We start from the raw sequence: 24,246 nt of genomic DNA, 5'->3' as shown, positions 1-24,246 counted from the left end.
ATTACGCAGCGTGATCTTCTTGTTGCCCTAGATATACTTCAATGACTCGCGGATCGTTTTGTACCTCATCCATCGAACCCTCACACAGCACACTGCCTTGATGCAGCACCGTGACTTTGCGAGCAATCTGTCGGACAAACTCCATATCGTGTTCGATCACAATAATCGAATGACTCTCAGCCAGCGCCAGTAACAGATCCCCTACCTTCTCGGTTTCTTCATCCGTCAACCCTGCAACTGGCTCATCGACTAACAGCAAATCCGGAGACTGAGCCACCAACATGCCAATCTCCAAACGCTGCTTCTCTCCATGAGACAGCAACGCCGCCTTGATATCCGCTTTGAGATCTAGCCCGATCGTTTCCAGCAGCCCAGACACCGTTCGCCGTTCCGCAGCCGGAGTTTTTCCAACGATCGCATTCCAGATATTCTTATCGCGCGTACAAGAAAGCTCCAAATTCTCACGCGGAGTCAAATTTAGATACACCCTCGGCGTTTGAAACTTTCGCCCCACACCTAACCGCGCAATCTGGTGTTCTTTGAGACCTTTTGTGTTTCGACCTTGAAAGTAGACCGTTCCAACCGTCGGCTGCACCTTCCCAGTAATCGTATCCAAAAAGGTCGTTTTTCCGGCTCCATTCGGTCCAATCACCACCCGCAACTCGCCCGTATCCAGGTCAAAATTCAGGTCATTGATCGCCTTAAAGCCATCAAAACTAACGGTCAGATTTTCGATTTGCAAGATTTTCTCGCTCATATTGCACTTCCGGATCTTCTTCTAAACTTGGGTAGGTCATCAGGTAGCGTTTGCCAAGAATTCGCGATCGCACAAGCTCTAAGCCTTCATTGCGAATCCAGCCCACCAATCCACCCGGCAGCACCGTCACAACTGTGAGGAACAATGCACCTTGGAAAAAATACCAAACCTGGGGAAACTGTTCACTCAGCACGCTCTTAGCAAAGTTCACAATCAAAGCACCCAGGATCGCGCCGACTAAACTTGCCCGACCGCCAACTGCCACCCAGATCACCATCTCGATCGAGAAAGCAATGTCCATCGACTTGGGCGAAATGATCCCAGACTGCACCGTGAACAATGCACCTGCAACCCCCGCAAGTCCCGCAGAAATCGCAAACACCAACACCTTAAATGCCGTCGGGTCATACCCAGAAAATCGCAAGCGCGGTTCATCATCCCGAACTGCAACCAGTAACCGTCCCAATCGACCACTCGTGAGCCATCGACACAGTGCATAAGCGCCCACCAGCAACCAGACCGTCAGCATGTAGAACACCCACTGCACTTCGGGCGAACCTACCGCTTGTCCAAAAATAGTCGCCGTATCCGTCTTCAATCCATTCGTTCCATTGATCAACTTTTGTTGACCATTGAAGAAGTTGAAAAATACGATCAAAGCCGCTTGCGTCAAAATCGAAAAGTAAACGCCCCGAATCCGATTTCGGAACACCAGATAGCCTAGCACTGCCGCCACGACCGTCGGCAACAAGACGATCGCAAAGACCGTAAACGGCAGCGAGTAAAACGGCAACCAAAAAGCTGGCAGTTCAGTGACGCCATAGAGACTGAAAAATTCAGGAAGCTGTCCGGCGGGAATTTGCAACTGCAAATACATTGCCAAACTATAGCCACCGAGCGCAAAAAACAATCCGTGACCCAAGCTCAAAATGCCAGTGTAGCCCCAAATTAAATCAATCCCTAACGCCACAATTGCTAACGCTAAAAACCGCCCGAGCAAATTCACGCGAAAGGCTTGACCCACGCCGACTAACAAAGGCGGAATCACAAAGATCAGCAAGAGCGCGATCGCAATCACAAGTCCAACTTCGATTGCAAACGATTTCGTTTTCCACCAAGGAATTTCCCTTTTCACAACGTCATCCTCTTTTTAAGCATCCACCGTTCGACCCTTTTGCGGGAACAGTCCAGCCGGGCGGAACTGTAGAAACACAATAATTAATGCAAAGACCATCACCTTTGCCATGCTGATCGTTGAGAAGAACCGAAAGAATTCAGCCAACGGCGGAAAGAAACTAAACGCATCGACTAACAAGTTCGAGCCAATAATATAGTTCGCGGTTCCGATCGCCAGTGCTGCGATAATACTGCCGACTAACTTACCAACCCCACCCACGACGACCACCATAAAGGTATCGACGATGTAGTTCTGTCCCGTATTAGGACCAACTGATCCGAGCAAACTCACCGCACATCCTGCGACTCCAGCTAGCCCAGACCCGATCGCAAATGCCAAAGCATCCACTTTCTGCGTCGGAATTCCGAGACAAGCACTCATGCTGCGATTCTGCGTGACCGCACGAATTCGCAAGCCCCAGGACGTTTGATTTAAAAACCAATACACGCCAAACAAACACGCGATCGTCAAGACAATAATAAAAATCCGAGCATAGGAAAGCTGTGTGTCGGCGATCGACAATCCACCCCGCAACCATCGCGGAGCCGTCACATCCACGTTTTGCGCGCCAAACCACGGTTTGGTCATCAGCAGCCCATACGCTTGACCTAAATAATTTCCGAGCGAGAGCGCGATCCCAGCCGAGATCGGCAGTAAAAGCGCGATCGCCCACCCTCGAAATTGCTCAAAATTCGGGCGTTTTGCTAAAAACCACAGTCCCCCGAAGAAGAACGCACAGAAGACAATCAGCCCAACTACAAATTGCCAACTCACACTGCGAACCAACTGCTGCAAGATCAAGCTCACACCCCACGTTGCCAGTAGCGTTTCCAGCGGTCGCCCATACAAATATCGAATCACCCCACGCTCTAGCACCACGCCAAATATGGCAGTCACAATAAACGCTGCGATCAAAGCAACAAAAATATAGGCATCAAACCAAATGCCACCCAACGGCTTCAGGGCATTTTGCACCACAAAAGTTGTGTAAGCGCCGAGCATCATTAACTCACCGTGCGCCATGTTGATCACACCCATGAGTCCAAAGACGATCGCCAGTCCCAATGCTGCAAGTAACAGTACTGAACCTAGGCTTAGCCCACTGAACAATCCATTCAAAAGTCCTGATAGCAAAATCTCCTCCAAGTCGGTATGACAGAAATGAGGAAGTAGGGAGTGAGGAGTGGGGAGTGGGAAACGGAATCGTACAATTCTTTCCCTACTCCCTACTCCCCACTCCCTACCTCTGTGACATGAGACAGAGCCATCAATCCCTAGGTTGTCAGCTTGAACTTCCCACCTTTCGCCGGATCAGACCAATCACAGGAGAAGCCTTTCGTTTCTGCAACAAACTGATTCCAAGGCAACGGTTTCACCGCTTCCTTGCCTTCGGAAACAATCTTGAACAGCGCATCATCTCCAACTTCACCAATCCGGACAAACTTCGACAAGTGGTGGTTCGAGTTCATGGTGACTTTTCCTTCGGGTGCATCGAAGGTCTGACCATACGCGGCTGCTTTCACTTTATCGAGATCATCAGCGGTTCCTGCTTTCTCAACGGATTGCTTCCACAGATAAACCATGATGTAAGCAGCTTCCATCGGGTCGTTCACGACTCGATCGTTGCCATACTTCGCCTTGAATGCTTGCACAAACTTTTGGCTAGCAGGTGTATTCACCGTTTGGAAGTAGTTCCATGCTGCATAGTGACCTTTGAGATATTCAACCCCGATCGCTTTAACTTCTTCTTCTGCAATACTCACCGACATCGAAGGATACTTGTCAGGTGTCAAACCAGATGCTTGCAGCTCTTTGAAGAATGCAACGTTCGTGTCGCCGTTCAAGCTGTTGTAGATCACGCCGCCATTCGGAAGCGCTTGCTTGATCTTGTCTACAACCGATTTGACTTCGGTGTTGCCTAAGGGAATGTAGTCTTCCCCTTTCACCGTTCCGCCTTGAGCTGCTAACTGAGCTTTGATGATCGTATTTGCAGTTCTGGGGAAGACATAGTCTGAACCCACCAAGAAGAACTCTTTGCCCTTGTTCTGCAACAACCATTCGACCGAAGGTTCGATCTGTTGGTTGGGAGCAGCACCCGTATAGAACACATTGTTAGAGCATTCTTGCCCTTCATACTGCACGGGATACCAGAGCAAGTGTTTTTTCGATTCAAACACAGGCAGTACCGCTTTCCGGCTTGCTGAAGTCCAGCAACCAAAGACCGTTGCCACCTTGTCTTGATCGATCAATTTCTTCGCTTTCTCAGCAAAGGTTGGCCAATCCGAGTTGCCATCTTCAACGACCGCTTCGATCTGCTTGCCTAACACACCGCCCGCTTTGTTGATCTCCTCGATCGCTAATTGCTCAGCATCGACGACACTCTTTTCAGAGATCGCCATCGTGCCAGAGAGCGAGTGCAAGATTCCCACCTTGATCGTGTTGCCCGATGCTGCGGTATTGGCAGCAGGAGAAGCAGCAGGAGAAGAACCTGAACTTGAACCCGTTGAAGCTGTGGGCGCTCCGCACGATTTCAACAAAATACTCCCTGCAAGAGTGGAGCCAAAAACAATAAATTCACGCCGTCCGAATGAGTTTGTCATAGTCCAAAGTAGTGACGTATTGAACCAAGCAAGAGCGATCGAACAATCCAAAAAAGATTGGCTCTGCGAAGGAGCGAGTCGCAGAGATGTCGCGATTTCAAGCTTCAGTAATATCTCTGAAATACTAGGGCTTGTGTTCTGGCAAGAATTGTATTGAGGACTACAATTTAAGGGTTATTTTGTTATTTTTGCGTCAGGTTCAGCCCTGCGTAAGTGGTCACAAAATCAACAATGGTGCCTAATCCAGCTTGTGTTTTTAAGTTTGTGAAGACAAAAGGTTTATCCCCTCTCATCAACTTTGCATCTCGCTCCATAACTTGCAGATCGGCACCGACATAGGGCGCTAAATCAATCTTATTAATGACCAATAGATCAGATTTTGTGATGCCGGGACCGCCTTTGCGCGGGATCTTATCCCCGCCTGCAACATCAATTACATAGAGATTCAGATCAACCAGTTCAGGACTAAAGGTTGCAGCTAAATTATCGCCACCACTCTCGACGAAAATCAGCTCTAAATCCTGAAATCGCTGCTCAAGCTGCTCGATCGCGGCAAGATTCATCGATGCATCTTCCCGAATTGCTGTATGAGGACAGCCTCCCGTTTCGACTCCCAAAATTCGATTCGGGTCTAAAGCTTGCGATCGCACTAAAAATTTCGCATCTTCTTGCGTGTAAATATCATTCGTCACGACTGCGATCGCAAACCGATCACGCAGCGTTTTACAAAGGGCATCAACTAACGCTGTTTTCCCTGATCCCACGGGACCTGCAATTCCGACTCGGAATGCGGTTGAAACTAATGTTTGTGTCATCGTGTACTTGCTGGCATTAATCCTAAAGCGGACAATAAGCGATCGCTGTCGAAATGAGCTTCAATCATTTGACAAATACATTGAAACTTAATTGGCTCCTGCAATCGCACTTCTCCAAAGGCTCGTTCAATAATTTCAACAGTTGTTAATGTATCTAAATCGACTGCAAGAATCGGCACTTCCAAATCCTCTGCGCGTGCCACAATCTCTTTCGTCGGCGCAATGTGCCCGGTCAAGATCAAACACTGTGTGGAAGTTTCCAGCGCTGCTAGCTGTAAATCCGTGCGATCGCCGCCTGTGACCACCGCCATATTGTGTCTCGCTCGAAAATACTTCAAAGCAGAATTGACATTCATCGCGCCGATCGTCAAACTTTCGACCATGAGATCTAAGCGATCAGGGCGACAGAGCACTTCTGCATTTAATTGATGCACTAATTCTGCAACACTGACGCTTCTTAACAACGTACTACTCGGCAACACCCCTAGCACGGGAATATTTTGCTGTTCTAGATAAGGACGGAGTGACTGATTGATGGAATTGATCTGATCCGCCGGAACATCATTAATCAAAACTCCTAACAAGCGATCGCCTAATTGCTCTTTTGCACTCAAAATCTGGTCGAGCAAGAGTACAGAATGAAACCGTGTGACGAGCATTACCTGGGCTTGAATGGTTTCTGCGACTTGCAGCAATGAGAGATCGAACAATTTACCCTCACTGAGATTTCCAGGTCCTTCCAGAATGACTAAATCGCCTTTTTGCGCTTGCGATCGCTGCGCCAACAATTGTGGATAGTCCTGCTGATCAGTTCCACTAATCCGTCTTTCAACCGTATCCGTATCGAGGTTGAGGACGGGAGCCTGGAGCCGTTCTTGGGGCAGTTGTATCGCCTCTGCTACAAATTGAATATCACCATCATTATCTGCCATCTGAGTTTGACCCCAGCCGCCGCCTAACGCTTTGCCGTAGGCAAGATCAATCCCTTTCGCTTTGAGTTGATGAGCAATTCCTAAAATGGCAGCCGATTTGCCACTGTAAGCTTCTAGCGAACCGATGACTAAATACTTGGCGGACTTTGGCACGCGCTTACTCCGGATAATGATGACTCAATGAACAGCCTTGTAGCTTTATGAATTTTATCGCAATCTTGGATACACTCAGTTCGGAACTACGGCAAAAGTCAGGGCGATCGTAGAATTCTACGATCGCCCTGACTTGATCAGAATCAGATGGAATTGAACCCTCTATTCGTCGATGCGCAACAGCTTGCGATAAAACGACTGGGAAAAATCAGAAAGCCGACTCCGCTTAAAATTAAGAATGACATCAATTAAGAAGTCAACAAACTCGAAGTTCGCCATCATGATCTCATAACTGAGTTCAGCATTGCCTTCAAATTGAATCCGACAACGGCACAAATCCGCAGGTAGGGTTGAAACATTCCAAGTCGCAATAAACGGAATACTTTCAGCTCCCTCAATTCTGCGTTCTCCTTCAAGCGCCCCTTTTTGATAGAGGCTAATCGCAAATGGAAGAAGTTGTTTTTTGGTTTGTTGAGGATAATATGGCGTGTAGACCCCGACTTGCTGCGTAGGTGCAGGTTGAAGTTTCTCAATGGACATGCTGGCTTCCTGTTTCGTCAATCCAAAGGGTGAATGTATCAGACAGAACCGTGAGTATCTTGGTGGGCGGATTCATTATGCCCAGGATGAGTAGAAAGCGCACAGGTCAGATTTTGCTAGGCTTTCGCGCGATGCTAAATCTAAATTCGTCATGAAGTTGAACCGTTTATTGCAATTTGTAAAACAACACTAAGAAATTGATTCTGAGCCTGACTCATCGGAGAGTTTTAGCCTAGTCTTGATAATTAAGATGCTCGACGCGATGCGCAATCGATGCACCGCGAGTCCGATTGATTCGATGACTTTTCAATTGCAGCATGTCATGCAATGCTTCATTCAATTTCCCTCAATCCGGGGAAGAATGAACCGCTACCCTTCACTGCACTTTTAGAAAAACGATGCGATACAAACTACTAGGACAGAGCGGTCTCAGAGTCTCGGAATTGTGTCTCGGCACAATGACCTTCGGAGAGGATTGGGGCTGGGGCGGAGCGTATGAAGAGAGCCGCAAAATGTTTGATGCCTTTGCAGAAGCAGGCGGAAATTTCATTGATACCGCAAACCTCTATACCAATGGAACCAGCGAGAAGTTTGTTGGAGAATTTATTAAACGCGATCGCGAAAAGTGGGTACTCGCTACAAAGTACTCACTCAACATGGGCAACGGCGGGGTGAATGCTGCTGGCAATCATCGGAAAAACATGGTGCAAGCAGTTGAAGCAAGTTTGAAGCGCCTAGAAACAGACTACATCGATCTACTTTGGCTCCATGCTTGGGACTTTACAACACCTGTCGAAGAAGTCATGAGAGCATTTGATGACTTAGTTCGACAAGGCAAGATTCTCTATATTGGCATCTCAGATACACCTGCCTGGATTATTTCTCAGGCAAATACGATCGCGCAATTTCGCGGCTGGACTTCGTTTATCGGACTACAGATTGAGTACTCTCTGATTGAACGTACTCCCGAGCGAGATCTCCTGCCTATGGCACGAGCATTTGAGATTGGAGTAACGGCTTGGAGTCCTCTTGGAGCAGGAGTTTTAACGGGTAAATATAACAAGCCGGAACCTGTGGAAGGACGATTGAGTAATCCTGATACTTCGCGCCCGGTCACTGAAAAGCAACTCGCGATCGCTCAAACTGTGCTCGATATTGCTGCTGAAATAGGTAAGCTCCCGTCGCAAGTCGCACTGAATTGGATTCGTCAACAACCGGGTAGCATCATTCCAATCATTGGTTCGCGCAAGCTCGATCAACTCAAGGAGAACATGGATTGCTTAGGATTTGAACTCAGTTCAGAACAGCTTCAGAGATTGAATGATGTGAGTACGATCGAGCTTGGCTTTCCGCATGACTTTCTGGCAAGCGAGATGGTGCAAAATTTTGCATTTGGCGGAGTCGTTTCTAAACTCGATCGAACTCGTCAATAGTTTCTACATTGAGCTTTTATCAATCAACTTCAGAAGTGCTAGCTGAATCAGTACTAACTTAACTGATTGATATGCATCACTAGCTGAACCTTAATTTCAGCTAGCACGTTTCCTTACTATCTCATCAAGGTAGAACAGTCATACAAACAAGCTGTGCTTGACTATGAAATTGCTTCGCAATGAGTCAAGCGAGTGACGATGATAGCGTTTCTTATCCGCACCTTCGAGAATTCTGCATTCAAACGCTAGCACGCCAATAAATTGGGCAAAATACCTTCAAGCCCCTTTGAATCTGCCCCACTATGTTTCCTTCTTTCTCTGGACTTTCCCGAAGTCCTTCGATTTCTAAGCGCGTTTACGACACAATCGCAATTCTCCTCATTAGCCTTGCCGCAATCGCGATCGCATGGCGAATGCTCCGAGATGGAATCAATGGACTTGGCGATCTGTCCTGGCATATGACTTGGATTCAGCACTTTGCTCTAGAGCTGACGGAAACGATTTACCCCCGCTGGCTAGGTGGAACAAACTACGGATACGGCAGTCCCACCTTTGTTTTTTATCCCCCGTTGGTTTACTACCTCGGTGCGCTGCTTAGGCGTTCAGGCTTTGATATTCAGCAAACGATCGCGGTGCTTTGTACGATCGCTCTGTTTATTTCCGGGTTAGGATTCTACATCTACACAGCACGCAAGTGGGGAAAATTAGCTGCGGTTGTCGGCGCATTATTCTATGTTTCGGCTCCACAACTCACAAACTTAGCTTATTTTGGGGGAATTCCAGCGCTGTTTGCTCAGCCGTTGATGCCGTTGGGGTTGTACTTTACAGATAAAGCACTTGAGCAACCGAGATGGAAAGTTGTGCTCGCTCTATTTTGGGCAGTCGTTGCACTAACCCATGTTCCAACCTTGCTGCTTTGTACAATCGCTTGGGTCGGATATCTTTTCGTGCTCATGATCCAGCAATCTTGGAAACGAATTCTGCCACTATTTGCCTCAGCAGGCATAGGATTTGGACTTGCAGGATTCTTTCTGCTTCCTGCTGTACTAGAACAGTCTTTTGCCAATATCAAAGCCTTAAAAGCTGTGAACGGAGGCTTTCAAGCCAATATGATTGGCAGCGGACAGTTGCAATTGTTGCCGCTTAGCCAATTACAAAAAATGGCTTACATCTATGTCCATCAAGGCATCGCAATCTTAATTTTCTCAGCGATTGCGTTAACGCTTTGGAATCGCAAGACAGTGTTGCGTCCAGCATTGGGAGTACTAGGATTTGCGATCGCGCTTGCTTTCATGATGAGCATTCTCTCGGCTCCAGTGTGGGAAGCTAGTCCAACGTTACAGATGGTGCAATTTCCGGTGAGACTACTCGGAATGTTCGCGCTGGCAGGGGGAATTAGTTGCACGATCGCGGTCTATGCCCTGCAACGATCGCGGCTGAAGATTCTATTTGCACTGATCATTGTGGCAGTGTTAGTTGCAAATTTTAGATACTCTTTTCAGCTTGCTCGCCGTCTGCCCACTTTGAATCATGCAGGCAGAGGAACCATCATGAATCTGGAAACGATCAAAGCGATTGTTCACGATCCGTACTCAGATAATCTCATCGATCTACCAGAATATCGACCGCCCCTAGACGATGGCAAAATTCCAGAACCTCTGCGAGGTCAAGCTCCTGTGATGGAAGCTCCTAAGACTGCCAAAATTGATATCAAACGTTGGACAGGTCAATCTCGCGTCCTGAATATCGACACGCCAGAACCCGCAATCCTTAAACTCAGAACTTACTACCATCCGGCTTGGCAAGGAAAAGCAAATGAAGCGAAGTTAGATCTCTCAAAGGCAAAAGATGGCACGATCGAGATTCGCGTTCCATCTGGAAAATCCGAGGTCAAACTTTGGTATGGATGGACAACGATCTTTACGATCGGCGTTGCAGTCAGTAGTCTAAGTGCGATCGCGTTGATCTTGTTGTGGAGGTGGGTTTGATGCTTTTACCGAAGTACACGCTAATTATTCCGATTTACAATGAGGAAGAGACGATCGCCGCGCTGTATGGTCGCGTGAGTGCGCTAATGGACAGGCTCGATGCCCCATCTGAATTGATTTTGGTCAATGATGGGAGCCGAGATCGGTCTTTGCAGTTAATTCGAGAATTACACGATCGCGATCCGCGCGTTTGTTATCTCAGCTTAGCTCGCAATTTCGGACATCAAATTGCTGTCACGGCTGGCTTGAACTATGTTCGAGGTCGCGTGATTGTCATCTTAGACGCAGACTTACAAGATCCGCCCGAACTGATTCCCGCCATGATTGAGAAGTGGCGGCAAGGCTATCAAGTGGTGTATGCTCAGCGGACTCAGCGGCGCAAGGAAGGATGGTTTAAGCGCTTGACAGCTTTTGTGTTTTATCGATTGCTCAAACAGCTTGCGGATGTCGATATTCCAACGGATACAGGCGATTTTTGCTTGATGGATCGTCAAGTCGTGGATTTACTCAATGCAATGCCTGAGCGCAATCGTTACATTCGGGGCTTGCGATCGTGGGTTGGATTTTCTCAGACTGCAATCCAATTCGAGCGCGATCCTCGAATTGCTGGCGATGTGAAATACACATTTCACAAATCACTTGGGTTAGCCATCAATGGCTTAGTTTCCTTCTCGAAAGTGCCGCTGCGGATTTCAACCTATGTAGGATTATTTGCTGCTTTAGTTGCGATCGTGATGATGCTGCTGACGTTTTACTGGAGAATTGCTTATCCCGCTTCACCCTTGACTGGATTAACTATCATCGTAGTCGCTATTTTCTTCTTAGGTGCGGTGCAACTGCTCAGCATTGGAATTTTGGGAGAATACATTGGGCGCATCTATGAAGAAGTAAAAAACCGCCCACTCTATACACTATCTGAAGTCGCGGGATTCGAGCAACGAACATATTCTGTGCCCCAAGAACAAGTCGAGCGAGGTCACGATTGAAATCGGCAATTATCGAACACTAACAAACCGCTCTTGAGCGATCGCTCTAAGTCGCTGCACATCTTCACGCCGCGTAATCGACAGTGGAACCGTCGATTTAATCACCTCTAACAACAGTGCAGTCTCTAACGGTTTATTTAAATACAACGCTTTGTACAATGCTGTAATCACTGCTTGTTCAATCTCTGCACCACTAAATCCATCCGTTGCAGCAATCAAAGCTGATAAATCTAACGTCTCTGGATTTTGGCGGCGGCGGGTGAGATGAATTTGTAGAATTGTCAGGCGTTCGCGATCGTCCGGTAAATCGACAAAAAAGATTTCATCAAATCGCCCTTTGCGTAACAGTTCTGGCGGGACTTGGGAGAGATCATTTGCGGTAGCAATCACGAAGACTTCGCCTGTTTTTTCTTGCATCCAGGTGAGAAATGATCCAAACATTCGCCGACTCAAACCGCCGTCCGCATCTCCACCATTGTTGCCTAAGCTTTTTTCGATTTCATCAATCCACAACACGGCGGGAGCCATCGATTCAGCAAGTGCGATCGCATGTCTGAAATTCTTCTCCGATTCACCAACATATTTGTCATACAGCCGACCTGCATCGAGCTTTAACAGGGGCATCTTCCAGGCGCGCGCGATTGCTTTTGCTGCCAGAGATTTTCCGCAGCCTTGAATCCCGACAATTAAAATTCCTTTGGGTGGTTTCAAATTCACGGCTTGAGCTTGCGGACTAAATCCAACCTTGGCATAAGCAAGCCATTGTTTGAGTCCGGTAAAACCGCCCAAATCAAGCGGCGTATCATCCATCGGGAAATACTCTAAAACGCCGCCTTCTTGAATAATCTGCGCTTTGCGTTGCAGAATTCGCTGCACATCTTGCGCCGTCAGTTTGCCATCTTCTAAAGCGGCATAAGCTACTACTTGACGCGCTTGTTTTAAGGTCATCCCGCTAAGCGATTTCACGAGAAGTTGTAAGTCTTGATCTTGAACTTCGACTTGCACCCGATTTTTGACGCGCAGCGATCGCACAATGTCTTGAACAGCTTGCAGCAATTCATCTCGTCCTGGAAGTTTGAGATCATAAAAGCAAGCATCATGTGCAAGTTCGACGGGCAATGCAATCTCAGCCCCCACTAGAACAATCACCGATCGCGTTTGCCCAAACAATTGCACTAGTTCTCGAAACTGCCGGGCTGTCTTTGCATCTTCGAGGTGTGGCGCAAAATCTTTGAGTAAAAAGACTCCTCGGATGTTTAAAGATTGAATTGTTTCGAGCAGCTTTAGCGGATCGCCTGAGTTTTCGTACCCAGAAGTAGTTTGTCCGGGCGGAGCATACTCATTTGTCCAGCGATCGCTCTGAGAGACACGAACTAATCCCTGAGTCATGCTCCACTCAAACAACGATAAGCCCATTTCTTGCGTTGCTGTTCTGAGTAAGTCTTGTACCCGCTCTTCTTCGACGGTTTCGATCGCGATGACCGGATGAAAAGACAGAATTAAAGTCTGAAGGTCTTGGAGATTTGATGCGATCGAAACGGAACGACTCATAGGGGGGTTCTGAAAAGTAACACTTTCCCAGAATTCCCTTTGAATACAGAATTAGCGCGAGTGACATCTTGAGGATTGGGTTTCGGCTGCGATCAATCCGCAAAGGCACTGGAACCTAAAGATCTTCAGCACTGAGCGGTGAGCGTAGCCGAAACGCGGCAGTTCAATTAGGAATTCGAGATAACCTTCGCCGCTGCTGCAATTCCTGCCCCAGGCGTGAAACTGTCATAGCCTAATTCTTGTAACGTCGCTTCCAGCGCCGCGATCGCGGTTAATAAATCTCGATCGCTGACAAATCCCAAGTGCCCAATTCGGAAGATTTTGCCTTTGAGATGGTCTTGTCCACCTGCCAGCGCAATATCAAATCGTTTCCGCATCACAGAGCGAATTTGTTCTGCATCGACTCCGTTTGGCATCACCGCAGTAATCGCTGGACTGCCACACTCATCTGCTGCATACAAAGGCATATTCAACGCTTTTACAGCAGCCCGTGCAGCTTGGCGCAGGCGTTCATGACGCGCAAAAATATTCTCCAAGCCTTCAGCTTTCATCATTCTCAGCGCGGCTTGCATCGCGTAGAACAAATTAATCGCAGGCGTAAACGGCGTGGTATCTTTTGCGCTCGACTTGCGATACTTGCCTAAATCCAAATAGTACCGAGGCAGTTTTGCCGTCTTGTAGGCTTCCCAAGCTTTTGCGCTGACTGCAACAAATCCCAATCCAGGCGGGATCATGTAGCCTTTCTGTGAACCCGATGCCACCACATCCAAGCTCCACTCATCCACGGGCACGCTGGTTGCACCGAGGCTGGTCACGGTGTCTGCCATCATCAGCGCTCCATGTGCTTTAACGTAGCTGCTGATCGTTTTGAGATCGTTGATCACACCCGTTGAAGTTTCGCTATGGGTAACAATGACCGCTTTGATCTGCTTGTCAGTGTCACTTTCCAAGCGTTGACGGAATGCTTCTGGATCAAGCGGTTTCCCCCAATCTACTGAAAGGCGTTCGGTTTGCAACCCATAGGCATCCGTCACTTCTGCCCATCGTTCGCCAAATTTTCCATTCGTTCCGACCAAAACGCGATCGCCTGGGCTAAGAAAATTAATAATCCCGGCTTCCATCGCGCCTGTCCCGCTTGCTGCGAGGATTAAGACATCATTTTGCGTTTGGTGGAGCCATTTGAGATTTTGCGTGACTTCTGCCACAATTTTGCCAAAATCGCCACTCCGGTGTCCGATCGGATGCTTTGCCATTGCCGATAAGACCTGTTCAGGGACAGGGGTTGGTCCCGGAATCATTAACATTAACTTGTCGTCCATGATGGGTTCCTTAGAAAGCTAGAAATTTACGCATTGATCCAGGATTACACAGATGGTTGAAAATTCGGGTTTCAGCGTTCAGAATTTAATCATGTATCGAGATTGATCATGATGAGATTTGTTTCGGAACCCTCTACTGCACTCAAAATTCAAAAAATGCAGGAGCGGGTGCAGTGGAAAGCCCCTAGTTTGCGCGATCGCGGAATTGATCAAACCCGTTTTGTCATTGATGATCCGCGCGAACAAAATGCTTTTTCTTTCTTGGTGATTGGTGATAGTGGATCGGGACGACACCCTGGGCATTTTCCCCAACGCCAAATTGCTGAGCAGATGTTGCTTCATAAGGACGAATGTCGGTTTGTTTTACATACTGGAGATGTCGTTTATCTTGTTGGCTCTAGTGAATTTTATCCCCAAAATTTTATTGAGCCTTACCGAGAATTTTTAGTTGGGGGAGAAACACCGACCAAGATTAAGTTTGATCAAATGGTGTTTAACTTCCCATTCTTACCTGTGTTGGGAAATCATGATTATTATGATTTAACCCTATTTTATGGTGTATTAGCTCAGATTTCTTATCCATTGAGACTGTTATTACGAAAAAAGATTGATCTCGATATTCGTTTTCATGGATCTTATCAAGGAAAAGCATTTGCCCAAGCGTTCATGGACACGTTGTGGTTGAAAGACCCAATGCATTTAGCCGAACATCTCGATCGACATTACACGGCTGAAACTTCAACGGGACGGTGCTTAAAATACGAGCCTGGGTTATTTACTCGTTTGCCAAACCGCTACTATACGTTCCGTTACGGCGGGATTGATTTCTTTGCCCTCGACTCCAATACATTTAATGAGCCGATTGTGCCTTCGAGTACTCAAGAAGACCGTGGGAAATTACTTGATCGTCGTAACGAGATCGAGCAAGAAATGCAACAGTTGCTACAAGAACTCTCTCGCTTAAATGTCAATCAACCCGAACAGTCAGACGCAGCAGACGATATTCGTGTCAAACTTCAACAACTTGAAGAGATTCAGCTTGACATTGATAAGCAATTGAATACAGAAGCATCGGTGACAGATTATGAGCAGTTAGACTGGTTACGCGATCGCTTAATTGCATCGCTCAATTCTCCTGACGTGCGAGGCAGAATTATCTATTTTCATCATCCCCCCTATGTGACCGAGGCGACGAAATGGTATCAAGCACAAACTCATGCGGTGCGCTATCGATTGCGGCAGGTTTTTGATGATGTAGCGAAAGCGGTTGATATCAAGGAGCGCTCGATTGTTGATCTTGTGCTTACGGGTCACGCTCATTGTTTTGAGTACCTTCGGACAGTTGAGACTGGACATGCAGATTCCAATATTAATTGGGTAATCTGTGGTGGGAGTGGCTATAGTTTGCGACGACAACGAGAGGAGGGAACCGAGATTGAAGAAGACGATCGCATTGTGGCGAAGTCTCAACTTTTTGTCGGACGAACTGGGCAAGGAAAGGACAAACAGCGTCCTTATTCTTTTCTACGAATTGACGTGATGGATGGTGAACCTGTGAAATTTGTTCTGCGTCCTTATGTTTCGGAATGGTCGCAGCGGCAATGGCACGATCGAGCATTAGACCCGATTGTAATCGGCTGATGTTTGATGTGAATCAGATCATTCTTTGGATCAGCTTGATGCGGATCATTTGAATCTTTTGGCAGAAGTCATCTTAGATCATCAGTTCTACAACAGTCATAGTAGATCAATTTATTGAGAAGTCTATGTCTGTCGAAGATTTGAGAAAAAGTGACATGATGGCGCATTTACTGGATGCGTTAGATGCGGGCGAAAATATCGAGCATTATGGGCGTTTAGTTTTCGCAATGGTGGCTCGGCATTTTCTTTCGCAGGAAGAGGTGATCGAGTATCTTCTGAAAGATGAAGAATGCAGTGAGGCGGAAGCAAAATCGCTTTATCAGCAGGTTCAAGGCAAAGATTACAATCCACCGAAACGCGATCGTGTTTTAGATTGGCAGCAGCATCAAAACTTTCCAATTTGTCCAAATCCTGATGATCCCGATGCTTGTAATGTCTATCGAGATCTAGAATTTCCGCAACATGTTTACGAGCATATTTCTAGCTACTACGAGCAAAAAGCTTAGGGAATGCGTTGCTGAGTGCAGGTCGGAAATTCTTCAAGATACAGACGGGTTGCTTCTCTCAGTCTGGCAACAGCTTGTTCGATCGTTTCACCTTGATCAACTGTGCCAACTTCTGGGCATTCGGCAATATACATGTCGTCTTCTTTAGAGATAATGACTGTAAAGCTACGAGTTTTCATCGCATTCCCAAAACTCTACCTATCATTAGTCAGCATAACAAAGCCTCGGAATTTAGATTAATTCCGAGGCTTTGCTTCATTAAAAGCTAGACTAACCGCCCATTCCAGGGATCAATCCACCGCCTAAACGCTTCAATGCGCGGGTGGCTACATCTGCATAACGCAACTCACCGCACATAATTTTGCCCAAACGATCGGTTGCAGTCGGACGTTTCACACCCACCTTGTACCCGATCCCCGGAACTCGATAAAACAGATTTGCTAATCGTTGTGCCCAAACCATATCGCTGCCCCACTCTTGCTGAATCACGTTGGTATATTCAGCAAGCGCGTTTGCATTGCCGTTGAGTGCTTGATCAATCGCTTCTGCCGCTTTCATGCCGCTAAACATCGAAGGACGAATGCCTTCTGCGGTCATTGGATCAACGATCGCTGCCGTTTCTCCAGCAAGGACTGCATTCTGAGTATGTAAGACTTGATCCCCGTCCCAAAATACGATCGGATGGGTATAAATCTGTGCGCCGCTCGTATTGAATCCAGCCTCTTTTGCATAATTCGACAAGGCTTTATCAAAGTCGGTCTTATCGTTGCCTCTAAATGATGCAGTTCCGGCACTGAACCCTTCGGATTTCGGTAAATTCCAGATAAATCCGTTCTTCAACATGCCGAAATCAAATTGAGCCGTTTGCCCGATCGCATGAGGTGCTTCCATGACTGCACCCATTTGCGTCTTGCGCTCTTTGAATCCGAGCCATTTTGCCATCGGACCCTTTGCACCATCTGCGGCAATTAGATACTTTGCTTCTAGAGATCCAGCGGTGGTCTGAACGAGCCAGCGATCGCCTTTAAATTCGATCCCCGTTACCGCCGTTCCGTCTCGAACTTCTGCACCGACTTGCTGAGCTTGTTTGATCACAAATTGATCAAACTCATCACGGCGTACCATCCACATCGGTTCAGGCGTTTCCAGTGTCGCATCGACCGGATCACCGAGCTTCCAGGTATAGCGGATTGTATTGACTTTGCGAGAAATGACGGGGCTGAAATCAAACTCGAACCATTGCGCGATCGCAGGTGAAACTCCGCCGCTACAGGGTTTGTAACGAGGCAGAGCGTCTTTCTCTAACACTAAAACTGAACGTCCGCGTTTTGCGAGATGGTAAGCAGCAGTTCCGCCGGCGGGACCTGCTCCAACAACAATACAGTCAAACATAAAGCTGGAAGTTCACTCCTACGTCAACGCTATCTAGGTCATTCAAACTTTCTCACCGCGATCCGAACTGTTTTAAGAATCCTCATAAGTGCGCGAGGTGAGGAATGTCATATCACTTAGAGCAATGTAACCTGTTTTGGCAGATTTTACCCTATAGATTTTCTTAGCCCACATTATTCAGAAGAACTTTTTGTATTTAACAATTACATTAAGTTTGACGAAAGCTTTGCGAATTCGCTATTTCAGGTAATCAAAAAAGTGTTTTGCTTCTATATAATTCAGGTTTTAATTATTTAGTTTTATCCCTTTTGATTCATCAAATCTATGAGTTTTCTTGCGAAATAAAGCCATTAAGTTTGTCAAAACTTCATCCTTGAGCGGGAATAATCATGAAGTATTTAAAAACTTACCGGGAGTCTCTGTAGTCTCCTGTAAGGGTGAAATGAAGGCTCATCAATCATTAGTTATCAAATCTGTTTGAGTGGAGACGGATGTGTTCTTAGGTTTCTATTGGCTGCGCAATTTTTACCATGATGCGTATGACTACGGCTACGAGTTGTTTCGAGGGATCACTAAAAATCCAAATTGGCTACTGATGCGGAAGTTAGGACGGTTTGGTGCAGTGCGATCGCTGATCCATCGGTTCAGATCCCGTGCAAGCGTGATCGCTCGATTTTCAGGCGAGTCTGCGTTTCCCGAAACTGCTCCTGAGACAGTCGTGCAGTCTTTAGTCAAGGACGGAATTTACTTAGGTTTGAATTTGCCGCCGGATCTGCGCGAAGACATCATTACTTATGCAAAGCAGTACCCTTGTTATGGCGATCGTAAACCGGAATATGGCTTTCACTACACCCGCAAGCGAGAAGCGCAACAATGGTATCACCGGGCATTTGTCACGGCGCACTATTTCAATACGGTGGAGAATTGTCCTGCGATCGAGCGGTTGACTCAAGATCCCACATTGTTGTCGATCGCAGCAGAGTATTTAGGAACCGAGCCAATTTTGATTAGTAGTCAGCTTTGGTGGAGCTTTGCAACAGAAGCCTCTTTACACGCTCGTCGTAAAGCAGCGCAACTGTTTCATTACGATCTTGATGATTACCGCTTTATCAAATTCTTTTTCTATCTCACGAATGTCGATTCACTCACGGGTGCTCATGCCTGTATTCAAGGCACGCATCGTCGAAAACGATTTGCTCACGAATGGGTGAGAAAGCGATTTAGAGATTCTGAGATTGTTGAGACTTACGGAATCGATAAATTAGTGACAGTATGTGGCAATGCAGGGTTTGGGTTTGCCGAAGATACCTTGTGCTTCCACAAAGGAATGCCCCCGATTCGCCACGATCGCTTAATGCTACAAATCGAATTCGCCACGCACGATTACAAGATGCAGTCGGATCAAGTCGATCCGCAATCGCTCTATGTTTACTCAGCTTATTTAAAGAGCGATCGGGCTTTGGATCGAATTGTAGATTAGTACAGCACGATCAATCTGATGGGAGATAGGGAGAGGGTCTGAAATTAAGGTTATTGCCCCGCATCTCCCTACTTTGCACAATGAATGCAGGTGACGAAGTCACCCTTTGATTAATCGTTGATCCTGCCCGTTAACGGCGAACTCGCACTTGCATACGCCTTGACCGGAATTCGACCTGCTTGATATGCCAAACGACCGGCTTCAGCAGCTAATCCCATTGCCCGCGCCATTGCTGCCGGATTCGCTGCTTGAGCGATCGCGGTATTGATCAACAATGCGTCCGCACCAAATTCCATCGCTTGCGCTGCCTCACTGGGAGTCCCAATCCCTGCATCTACTACGACCGGAACCTTGGCATTCTCGATAATGATCTGAATGTTTGCCGCATTCCGAATCCCTTGACCTGAACCAATTGGAGACCCCAATGGCATCACGGTTGCGCATCCTACCTCTTCTAATCGCTTGGCCAGCAGTGGATCTGCATTGATGTAAGGCAGGACGGCAAAACCTTCTTTCACCAATTGTTCAGCCGCTTCTAGTGTGCCAATGGGATCAGGGAGAAGGTACTTCGCATCAGGAATCACTTCGAGTTTGACGAAATTATTGTCTTCTTGTCCCAACAGTTTCGCCATCTCCCGTCCTAGTCGTGCTACTCGAATCGCATCTTCAGCGGTTTGGCAACCTGCGGTATTCGGGAGCATCCAAATCTTGTTCCAATCGATCGCTTCCGCGAGTCCTTCATGTCCAGGAGCCTGCGTTTGTACGCGCCGCACAGCGACTGTGACAATTTCACAGCCACTCGCATCAATACTTTGACGCATCTCATCGAAATTGCGATATTTTCCGGTTCCAGTCATCAAGCGGGAGCGAAATTTGCGTCCTGCGATGATTAAACTGTCCTCTAAATTCTTGTCTAGGGGTTTTTCTAAAGTTTGCATAATGCTGCCTCGATCGCGGATTGCGGATATCCATTATGCCGAAAATTGCCCCCTCCCAAACCTAGAGAATCTATGAAAACCGCGAATAATGGAAAGCTTCTAGGCGAGAGTCAGACTTTTGCGTGAAGACAAATTGCGCGATCGCACTACCCGTAATCGGAGCCAGTAAAATCCCATTCCGGTAATGCCCAGTGGCTAGCGTCAAATTAGCATAGGGACTTTCGCCCAAAATCGGCAGTTCATCCGGTGTTGCAGGTCGGAACCCCGACCAAATCTCTTGCAATGCAAAGTTCTGGATCGGGGGGTAAAGTCGTATGGCCTTTGCTAACAACGTGTGAATGCCGATCGCAGTATTGCCTCTCTGAAATCCAACATTCTCGCTAGTTGCGCCGATAATAATGCGCCCATTCTGACGCGGCACGATGTAAGCGTCTCCAAACAACACATGTTGCAGTGGCAGCCTTGCAGGGTCGGGAACTTGCACTGCAAGCATTTGCCCTTTTCTGGGAAAAACGGGAATCGGCAGCAGTTCTTGTGCCCAAGCTCCGGTTGCCAGAACGTAATGATCGGCTTTCCAAGTTCCCTGATTTGTCTCTAGATAATTAATGTTGGTATCAAATGCAAATCGCTCAACATTGATTCCGGTTTGAATTTCGACTCCTAGCTCTTTTGCTGCCATCCATAGCACTTTTGCTAGCGCGCGATTATCCACTTGCGCGTCGTGCGGGAACCAGTAGCCTCCAACGACTTCTTCACCGAGGTCTGCTTGATGCGTGAGTAAACTGGCTCGATCGAGCCATTGATCATGGGCACTGACTTGATACCGGGGTGCAAGAATGCCACAAGCCCAGTATCCAGCATTCATTCCGGTTAAAGATTCGAGCTTATGAATCCAATCGGGGTAGCGCGCCCGACTCTCTAGACAAAAATCGAGCATCGGACTGGGCGGAAGTTCTTCTGCTTGAGGCGCGAGCATTCCTGCTGCTGCATGAGTTGCCCCTTCAGCAAAATCGCGGCAGAGAATGGTCACTGCCGCGCCTTGAGATTTAAGTTCGATCGCGATCGCGAGTCCGATAATACCGCCACCGATGATCAACACCTCACGTTGCATCGATTACCAAGCTCCTCGAATTGCGGGTCGTGTTGTGGCTCCGCTCGGTCTGGTTGTGCTGCCTGTCGAAGTGCCTGAGTTAGCAGTACTCGTTCCCGGAGCATTTGCCAAATCTCCAATCGTGGAAGAACCATTCCCCGATGTTGTTCCATTCGGATTTAACGGCTGAGTTGTTGTTGGAGGATTGAAGTTCGCGATCGTGGTGCGCGAGGCATCAAGATCTGAGATGGGAGGACGATCTTGGGGAACTTGTGCTGCCACTTGATTGATTGAGCGATCGCTAAAAGGTAAGGCTCCTGCAATTCGCAAAATCCATAACAATGCGATTAAGACCAATCCCCCACCCACAATTCTTCCAGTCGGATTCATAACACTTGCCTGACGTAATGTTTCTTTTCTAGAAAGCCCGATCGCGGGCAAAAAACGCTCTTTGTGTAAAGTATAGCGCTAGGGTTTGCGCCCCAATAATTGTACTGTTCTATGATTTTATCGCTCTAGCCAAATGCAGCGACTCTTCTAATCTTTTGAAAAGTCCATGATATTGAGAAACCCGCCAGTTTGAGGATGCACTCATGCGCATAGCCTTGGCGGGTTTTGTTACTTCTACTGTGCTATTCAGTGATCATGATGTCAATTTATCGTTAACGCTGAAGCAGGCATTATTCCCATTGAATCGCGTCATCTTGTCCCCAAAATCCACTGTGTTTTGTAACCCGAATATCACCTAACACGCGAACTTGACAGGCTAAACGACGAGATTTTTCAGGATTGTGGGGTGGCAGAGAAAGGCGAGTTTTTTCGCGCCATTCCATCGGCGAAACTTCTCCTTCAATTTCAACTGAACAGGTTCCGCAAGTTCCGATGCCGTGACAGTTAATCACAGTAGAACCGCCATTGTAGAGATCAATTCCGTTTTTGAGCAAAACTTGACGTAAATTTGCACCGGATTCACATTCAATCGTCTTTCCCTGGGCTGTAATTTGCGGCATTTCGCACCTCGTTGAATTAAGTTTTGCAAATGGTCACTCTGGAAGGTTTCTCAGTCTTTCAGAATAGGAAGCTGTCTTAATTTTTTTAGAGTCAAACGTATGACTCCAATCTCTTTATCGATTTACGATACAACATTGCGCGATGGTGCTCAGCGAGAAGGGATTTCATTTTCAGTCGAAGACAAGATCCGCATTGCGCGAGAACTCGATCGACTCGGGATTCCTTTTATCGAAGGCGGATGGCCCGGAGCAAATCCCAAAGATGTGCAATTCTTCTGGCACCTCAAAGAGCAACCGCTGAGTCAGGCTGAAATCGTTGCGTTCTGCTTCACTCGCCGTCCTGGAAAGACGGCTGCAACTGATCCAATGTTGCAGCCGATTTTAGCAGCCGGAACAAAGTGGATCACGATTGTTGGCAAGTCCTGGGATTTGCATGTCACCGAAGGCTTACAAACTACGCTCGACGAAAATCTCGCGATGATTCAAGACACGATCGCGTATCTCAGAAGCCACGATCGCCAAGTCATTTATGATGCAGAGCATTGGTTTGATGGCTATAAGCACAATCGAGAGTATGCGCTTGCAACCTTGAAAAGCGCGATCGCAGCAGGAGCAGAATGGATAACTCTCTGCGATACCAATGGCGGAACATTACCGCATGAGATTGAGCAGATTGTGAGAGATGTGAGAAATGCAGTTGGAGATGTGAAAATCGGCATCCATCCGCATAATGACTGTGATTTGGCGGTTGCAAATGCGATCGCGGCGGTCAATGCTGGCGCAACAATGGTTCAAGGCACGATCAATGGCTATGGTGAACGCTGCGGCAATGCCAATCTCTGCTCGGTAATTCCGAACTTGCAATTGAAATTAGGCTATGACTGTTTATCGGCTGAGCAACTCGCGACGCTTGCCCAAGTCAGTCGAATTGTCAGTGAGGTCGCAAATCTTGCGCCAGATGATCATGCGGCATTTGTCGGATTGTCTGCATTTGCCCACAAAGGTGGATTGCATGTCAGCGCAGTGCAGCGTAATCCAATTACTTACGAGCATTTGCAGCCAGAACTGGTAGGGAACGGTCGGCGAATTGTGATTTCAGAGCAAGCCGGAATTAGCAACATCCTGGCAAAAGCAAAATCTTTGGGATTCAATCTCGATCGTCAAGATCCCACCTGTCGGGAGATTCTTGAATCGTTGAAGCATCTAGAGCAAGATGGCTATCAGTTTGAAGCCGCAGAAGCGAGCTTTGAATTGCTGATTCGGCAGGCTTTGGGAGAGAGAAATGCACCCTTTGAAGTTCGAGGATTTCAGGTGCATTACGACATGATGGCAGAGGCAGCCCCAACGCATAGTTATTGTGGACGCGCGCGATCGTTAGCAACGGTGAAAGTTGCGATCGCAGGCAAAGAAATTCTGGAAGCCGCAGAAGGGAATGGACCTGTTTCTGCTTTAGACGCAGCCTTACGCAAAGCCTTGATCACGGTCTATCCTGAGATTGAAACCTTTTACCTCACAGACTACAAAGTTAGAATTCTTGATGGTGCAGCGGGAACTTCCGCCAAAACGCGTGTGCTCGTTGAGTCAAGTAACGGTGTTCAACGTTGGGCAACGGTAGGAGTCTCAGGAAATATCCTGGAAGCGTCCTATCAAGCTGTCGTTGAAAGTTTAGAGTATGGGCTATTGTTGCAACAACGTGCTCAATCACCATTGTCTAGTAGACTTCTTGCATAGTTTGCTTTGGCGGATTTCATCCGCAGGGTCTAGATGCGAGGCTTTAGAACTTGCATAGACATATCCCTGTCAAGGGATTGCAACACGATCGATGCACCCTACGATCGACTATCTTGCTAAAATTGGAGGGCATCCAATTCTGGTTTCATAAGCAGTACAACTGCTTAGAAAATACGGGGCGCATCTTAATCTAGAAATAGATTCAGG

General features: G+C 47.4%; 22 protein-coding genes. 7 read left to right on the top strand and 15 right to left on the bottom strand.

The window, feature by feature from the left end:
* Position 1: 1 nt before the first annotated feature.
* The 7 genes from urtD to ebsA form a co-directional block, all read right to left on the bottom strand.
* Positions 2-757 (bottom strand): urea ABC transporter ATP-binding protein UrtD, encoded by a 756-nt coding sequence (urtD, locus tag J0L70_RS03890; RefSeq protein ID WP_268184372.1) that lies wholly within the window; start codon positions 755-757, stop codon positions 2-4.
* The gene (gene urtC / locus J0L70_RS03885; RefSeq protein ID WP_017287813.1) at positions 717-1,892 is read right to left on the bottom strand and encodes an urea ABC transporter permease subunit UrtC; all 1,176 of its coding nucleotides are present in this window, start codon (positions 1,890-1,892) and stop codon (positions 717-719) included. Before urtC ends, urtD begins: the two co-directional genes overlap by 41 nt.
* Positions 1,893-1,907: 15 nt before the next feature.
* Positions 1,908-3,068: an ABC transporter permease subunit gene (locus tag J0L70_RS03880; protein WP_268184375.1), complete on the bottom strand. Its 1,161-nt coding sequence runs from the start codon at positions 3,066-3,068 to the stop codon at positions 1,908-1,910.
* 140 nt (positions 3,069-3,208) lie between these two features.
* The gene (gene urtA, locus J0L70_RS03875) at positions 3,209-4,534 is read right to left on the bottom strand and encodes an urea ABC transporter substrate-binding protein (protein WP_026148586.1); all 1,326 of its coding nucleotides are present in this window, start codon (positions 4,532-4,534) and stop codon (positions 3,209-3,211) included.
* A 182-nt stretch (positions 4,535-4,716) separates the two neighbouring features.
* Positions 4,717-5,349, bottom strand: coding sequence for an urease accessory protein UreG (gene ureG, locus J0L70_RS03870; RefSeq protein WP_017287817.1), 633 nt, complete (start codon positions 5,347-5,349; stop codon positions 4,717-4,719).
* A complete protein-coding gene (locus J0L70_RS03865; protein WP_268184378.1) occupies positions 5,346-6,434 on the bottom strand; it encodes a phosphotransacetylase family protein in 1,089 nt (362 codons plus the stop codon). The genes ureG and J0L70_RS03865 overlap by 4 nt, the downstream gene beginning before the upstream one ends.
* A gap of 162 nt (positions 6,435-6,596) precedes the next feature.
* On the bottom strand, positions 6,597-6,974 hold the full coding sequence (gene ebsA / locus J0L70_RS03860) for a type IV pilus biogenesis protein EbsA (protein ID WP_017287819.1): 378 nt from the start codon (positions 6,972-6,974) through the stop codon (positions 6,597-6,599).
* Positions 6,975-7,372: 398 nt separating this feature from the next.
* Here ebsA and J0L70_RS03855 point away from each other — a divergent pair, with 398 nt between their 5' ends.
* From J0L70_RS03855 to J0L70_RS03845, 3 genes are all read left to right on the top strand, one after another.
* The gene (locus tag J0L70_RS03855) at positions 7,373-8,407 is read left to right on the top strand and encodes an aldo/keto reductase (protein ID WP_026148587.1); all 1,035 of its coding nucleotides are present in this window, start codon (positions 7,373-7,375) and stop codon (positions 8,405-8,407) included.
* A gap of 302 nt (positions 8,408-8,709) precedes the next feature.
* Complete coding sequence (locus tag J0L70_RS03850; RefSeq protein WP_287453175.1) at positions 8,710-10,395, top strand: 6-pyruvoyl-tetrahydropterin synthase-related protein; 1,686 nt, start codon at positions 8,710-8,712, stop codon at positions 10,393-10,395.
* The gene (locus J0L70_RS03845) at positions 10,395-11,381 is read left to right on the top strand and encodes a glycosyltransferase family 2 protein (protein WP_287453173.1); all 987 of its coding nucleotides are present in this window, start codon (positions 10,395-10,397) and stop codon (positions 11,379-11,381) included. The genes J0L70_RS03850 and J0L70_RS03845 overlap by 1 nt, the downstream gene beginning before the upstream one ends.
* 9 nt (positions 11,382-11,390) lie before the next feature.
* Here J0L70_RS03845 and J0L70_RS03840 read toward each other — a convergent pair whose 3' ends face one another.
* Positions 11,391-12,932 (bottom strand): AAA family ATPase, encoded by a 1,542-nt coding sequence (locus J0L70_RS03840; protein WP_190649834.1) that lies wholly within the window; start codon positions 12,930-12,932, stop codon positions 11,391-11,393.
* A 167-nt stretch (positions 12,933-13,099) separates the two neighbouring features.
* The gene (locus J0L70_RS03835; protein WP_017287823.1) at positions 13,100-14,251 is read right to left on the bottom strand and encodes a pyridoxal-phosphate-dependent aminotransferase family protein; all 1,152 of its coding nucleotides are present in this window, start codon (positions 14,249-14,251) and stop codon (positions 13,100-13,102) included.
* Positions 14,252-14,359: 108 nt separating this feature from the next.
* Here J0L70_RS03835 and J0L70_RS03830 point away from each other — a divergent pair, with 108 nt between their 5' ends.
* Both J0L70_RS03830 and J0L70_RS03825 read left to right on the top strand, forming a co-directional pair.
* On the top strand, positions 14,360-15,892 hold the full coding sequence (locus tag J0L70_RS03830; RefSeq protein ID WP_287453171.1) for a metallophosphoesterase family protein: 1,533 nt from the start codon (positions 14,360-14,362) through the stop codon (positions 15,890-15,892).
* Positions 15,893-16,017: 125 nt separating this feature from the next.
* Entirely contained in the window at positions 16,018-16,398 is a 381-nt protein-coding gene (locus tag J0L70_RS03825) for a hypothetical protein (RefSeq protein ID WP_287453170.1), read from the top strand.
* Here J0L70_RS03825 and J0L70_RS03820 read toward each other — a convergent pair.
* Positions 16,395-16,577, bottom strand: coding sequence for a type II toxin-antitoxin system HicB family antitoxin (locus J0L70_RS03820; protein ID WP_287453169.1), 183 nt, complete (start codon positions 16,575-16,577; stop codon positions 16,395-16,397). The two genes, J0L70_RS03825 and J0L70_RS03820, sit on opposite strands and share 4 nt — an antisense overlap.
* A 91-nt stretch (positions 16,578-16,668) precedes the next feature.
* Positions 16,669-17,790 carry a geranylgeranyl reductase family protein gene (locus J0L70_RS03815; protein WP_190649828.1) on the bottom strand — a complete coding sequence of 374 codons (1,122 nt, stop codon included), beginning with the start codon at positions 17,788-17,790 and terminating at the stop codon, positions 16,669-16,671.
* Between the two features lie 493 nt (positions 17,791-18,283).
* Here J0L70_RS03815 and J0L70_RS03810 point away from each other — a divergent pair, with 493 nt between their 5' ends.
* Positions 18,284-19,270 carry a hypothetical protein gene (locus tag J0L70_RS03810; RefSeq protein ID WP_268184403.1) on the top strand — a complete coding sequence of 329 codons (987 nt, stop codon included), beginning with the start codon at positions 18,284-18,286 and terminating at the stop codon, positions 19,268-19,270.
* 110 nt (positions 19,271-19,380) lie between these two features.
* Here the strand turns inward: J0L70_RS03810 and J0L70_RS03805 are convergent, their stop codons facing one another.
* From J0L70_RS03805 to J0L70_RS03790, 4 genes are all read right to left on the bottom strand, one after another.
* Positions 19,381-20,208 (bottom strand): thiazole synthase, encoded by an 828-nt coding sequence (locus tag J0L70_RS03805; RefSeq protein WP_017287832.1) that lies wholly within the window; start codon positions 20,206-20,208, stop codon positions 19,381-19,383.
* Between the two features lie 70 nt (positions 20,209-20,278).
* Complete coding sequence (thiO, locus tag J0L70_RS03800; RefSeq protein WP_287453167.1) at positions 20,279-21,319, bottom strand: glycine oxidase ThiO; 1,041 nt, start codon at positions 21,317-21,319, stop codon at positions 20,279-20,281.
* 3 nt (positions 21,320-21,322) lie between these two features.
* Entirely contained in the window at positions 21,323-21,688 is a 366-nt protein-coding gene (locus tag J0L70_RS03795; protein WP_017287834.1) for a hypothetical protein, read from the bottom strand.
* Between the two features lie 290 nt (positions 21,689-21,978).
* Entirely contained in the window at positions 21,979-22,308 is a 330-nt protein-coding gene (locus J0L70_RS03790; protein ID WP_287453165.1) for a 2Fe-2S iron-sulfur cluster-binding protein, read from the bottom strand.
* Positions 22,309-22,407: 99 nt separating this feature from the next.
* Between J0L70_RS03790 and cimA the strand changes: the two genes are divergently transcribed.
* A complete protein-coding gene (gene cimA / locus J0L70_RS03785; RefSeq protein WP_287453164.1) occupies positions 22,408-24,039 on the top strand; it encodes a citramalate synthase in 1,632 nt (543 codons plus the stop codon).
* Positions 24,040-24,246: the final 207 nt, after the last annotated feature.

It is taken from the genome of Leptolyngbya sp. UWPOB_LEPTO1 (assembly GCF_017302695.1).
GTDB lineage: Bacteria > Cyanobacteriota > Cyanobacteriia > Leptolyngbyales > Leptolyngbyaceae > Leptolyngbya > Leptolyngbya boryana.
Note: the sequence above shows the minus strand (reverse complement) of the source record. Positions and strands in the feature narration are given on the sequence as shown.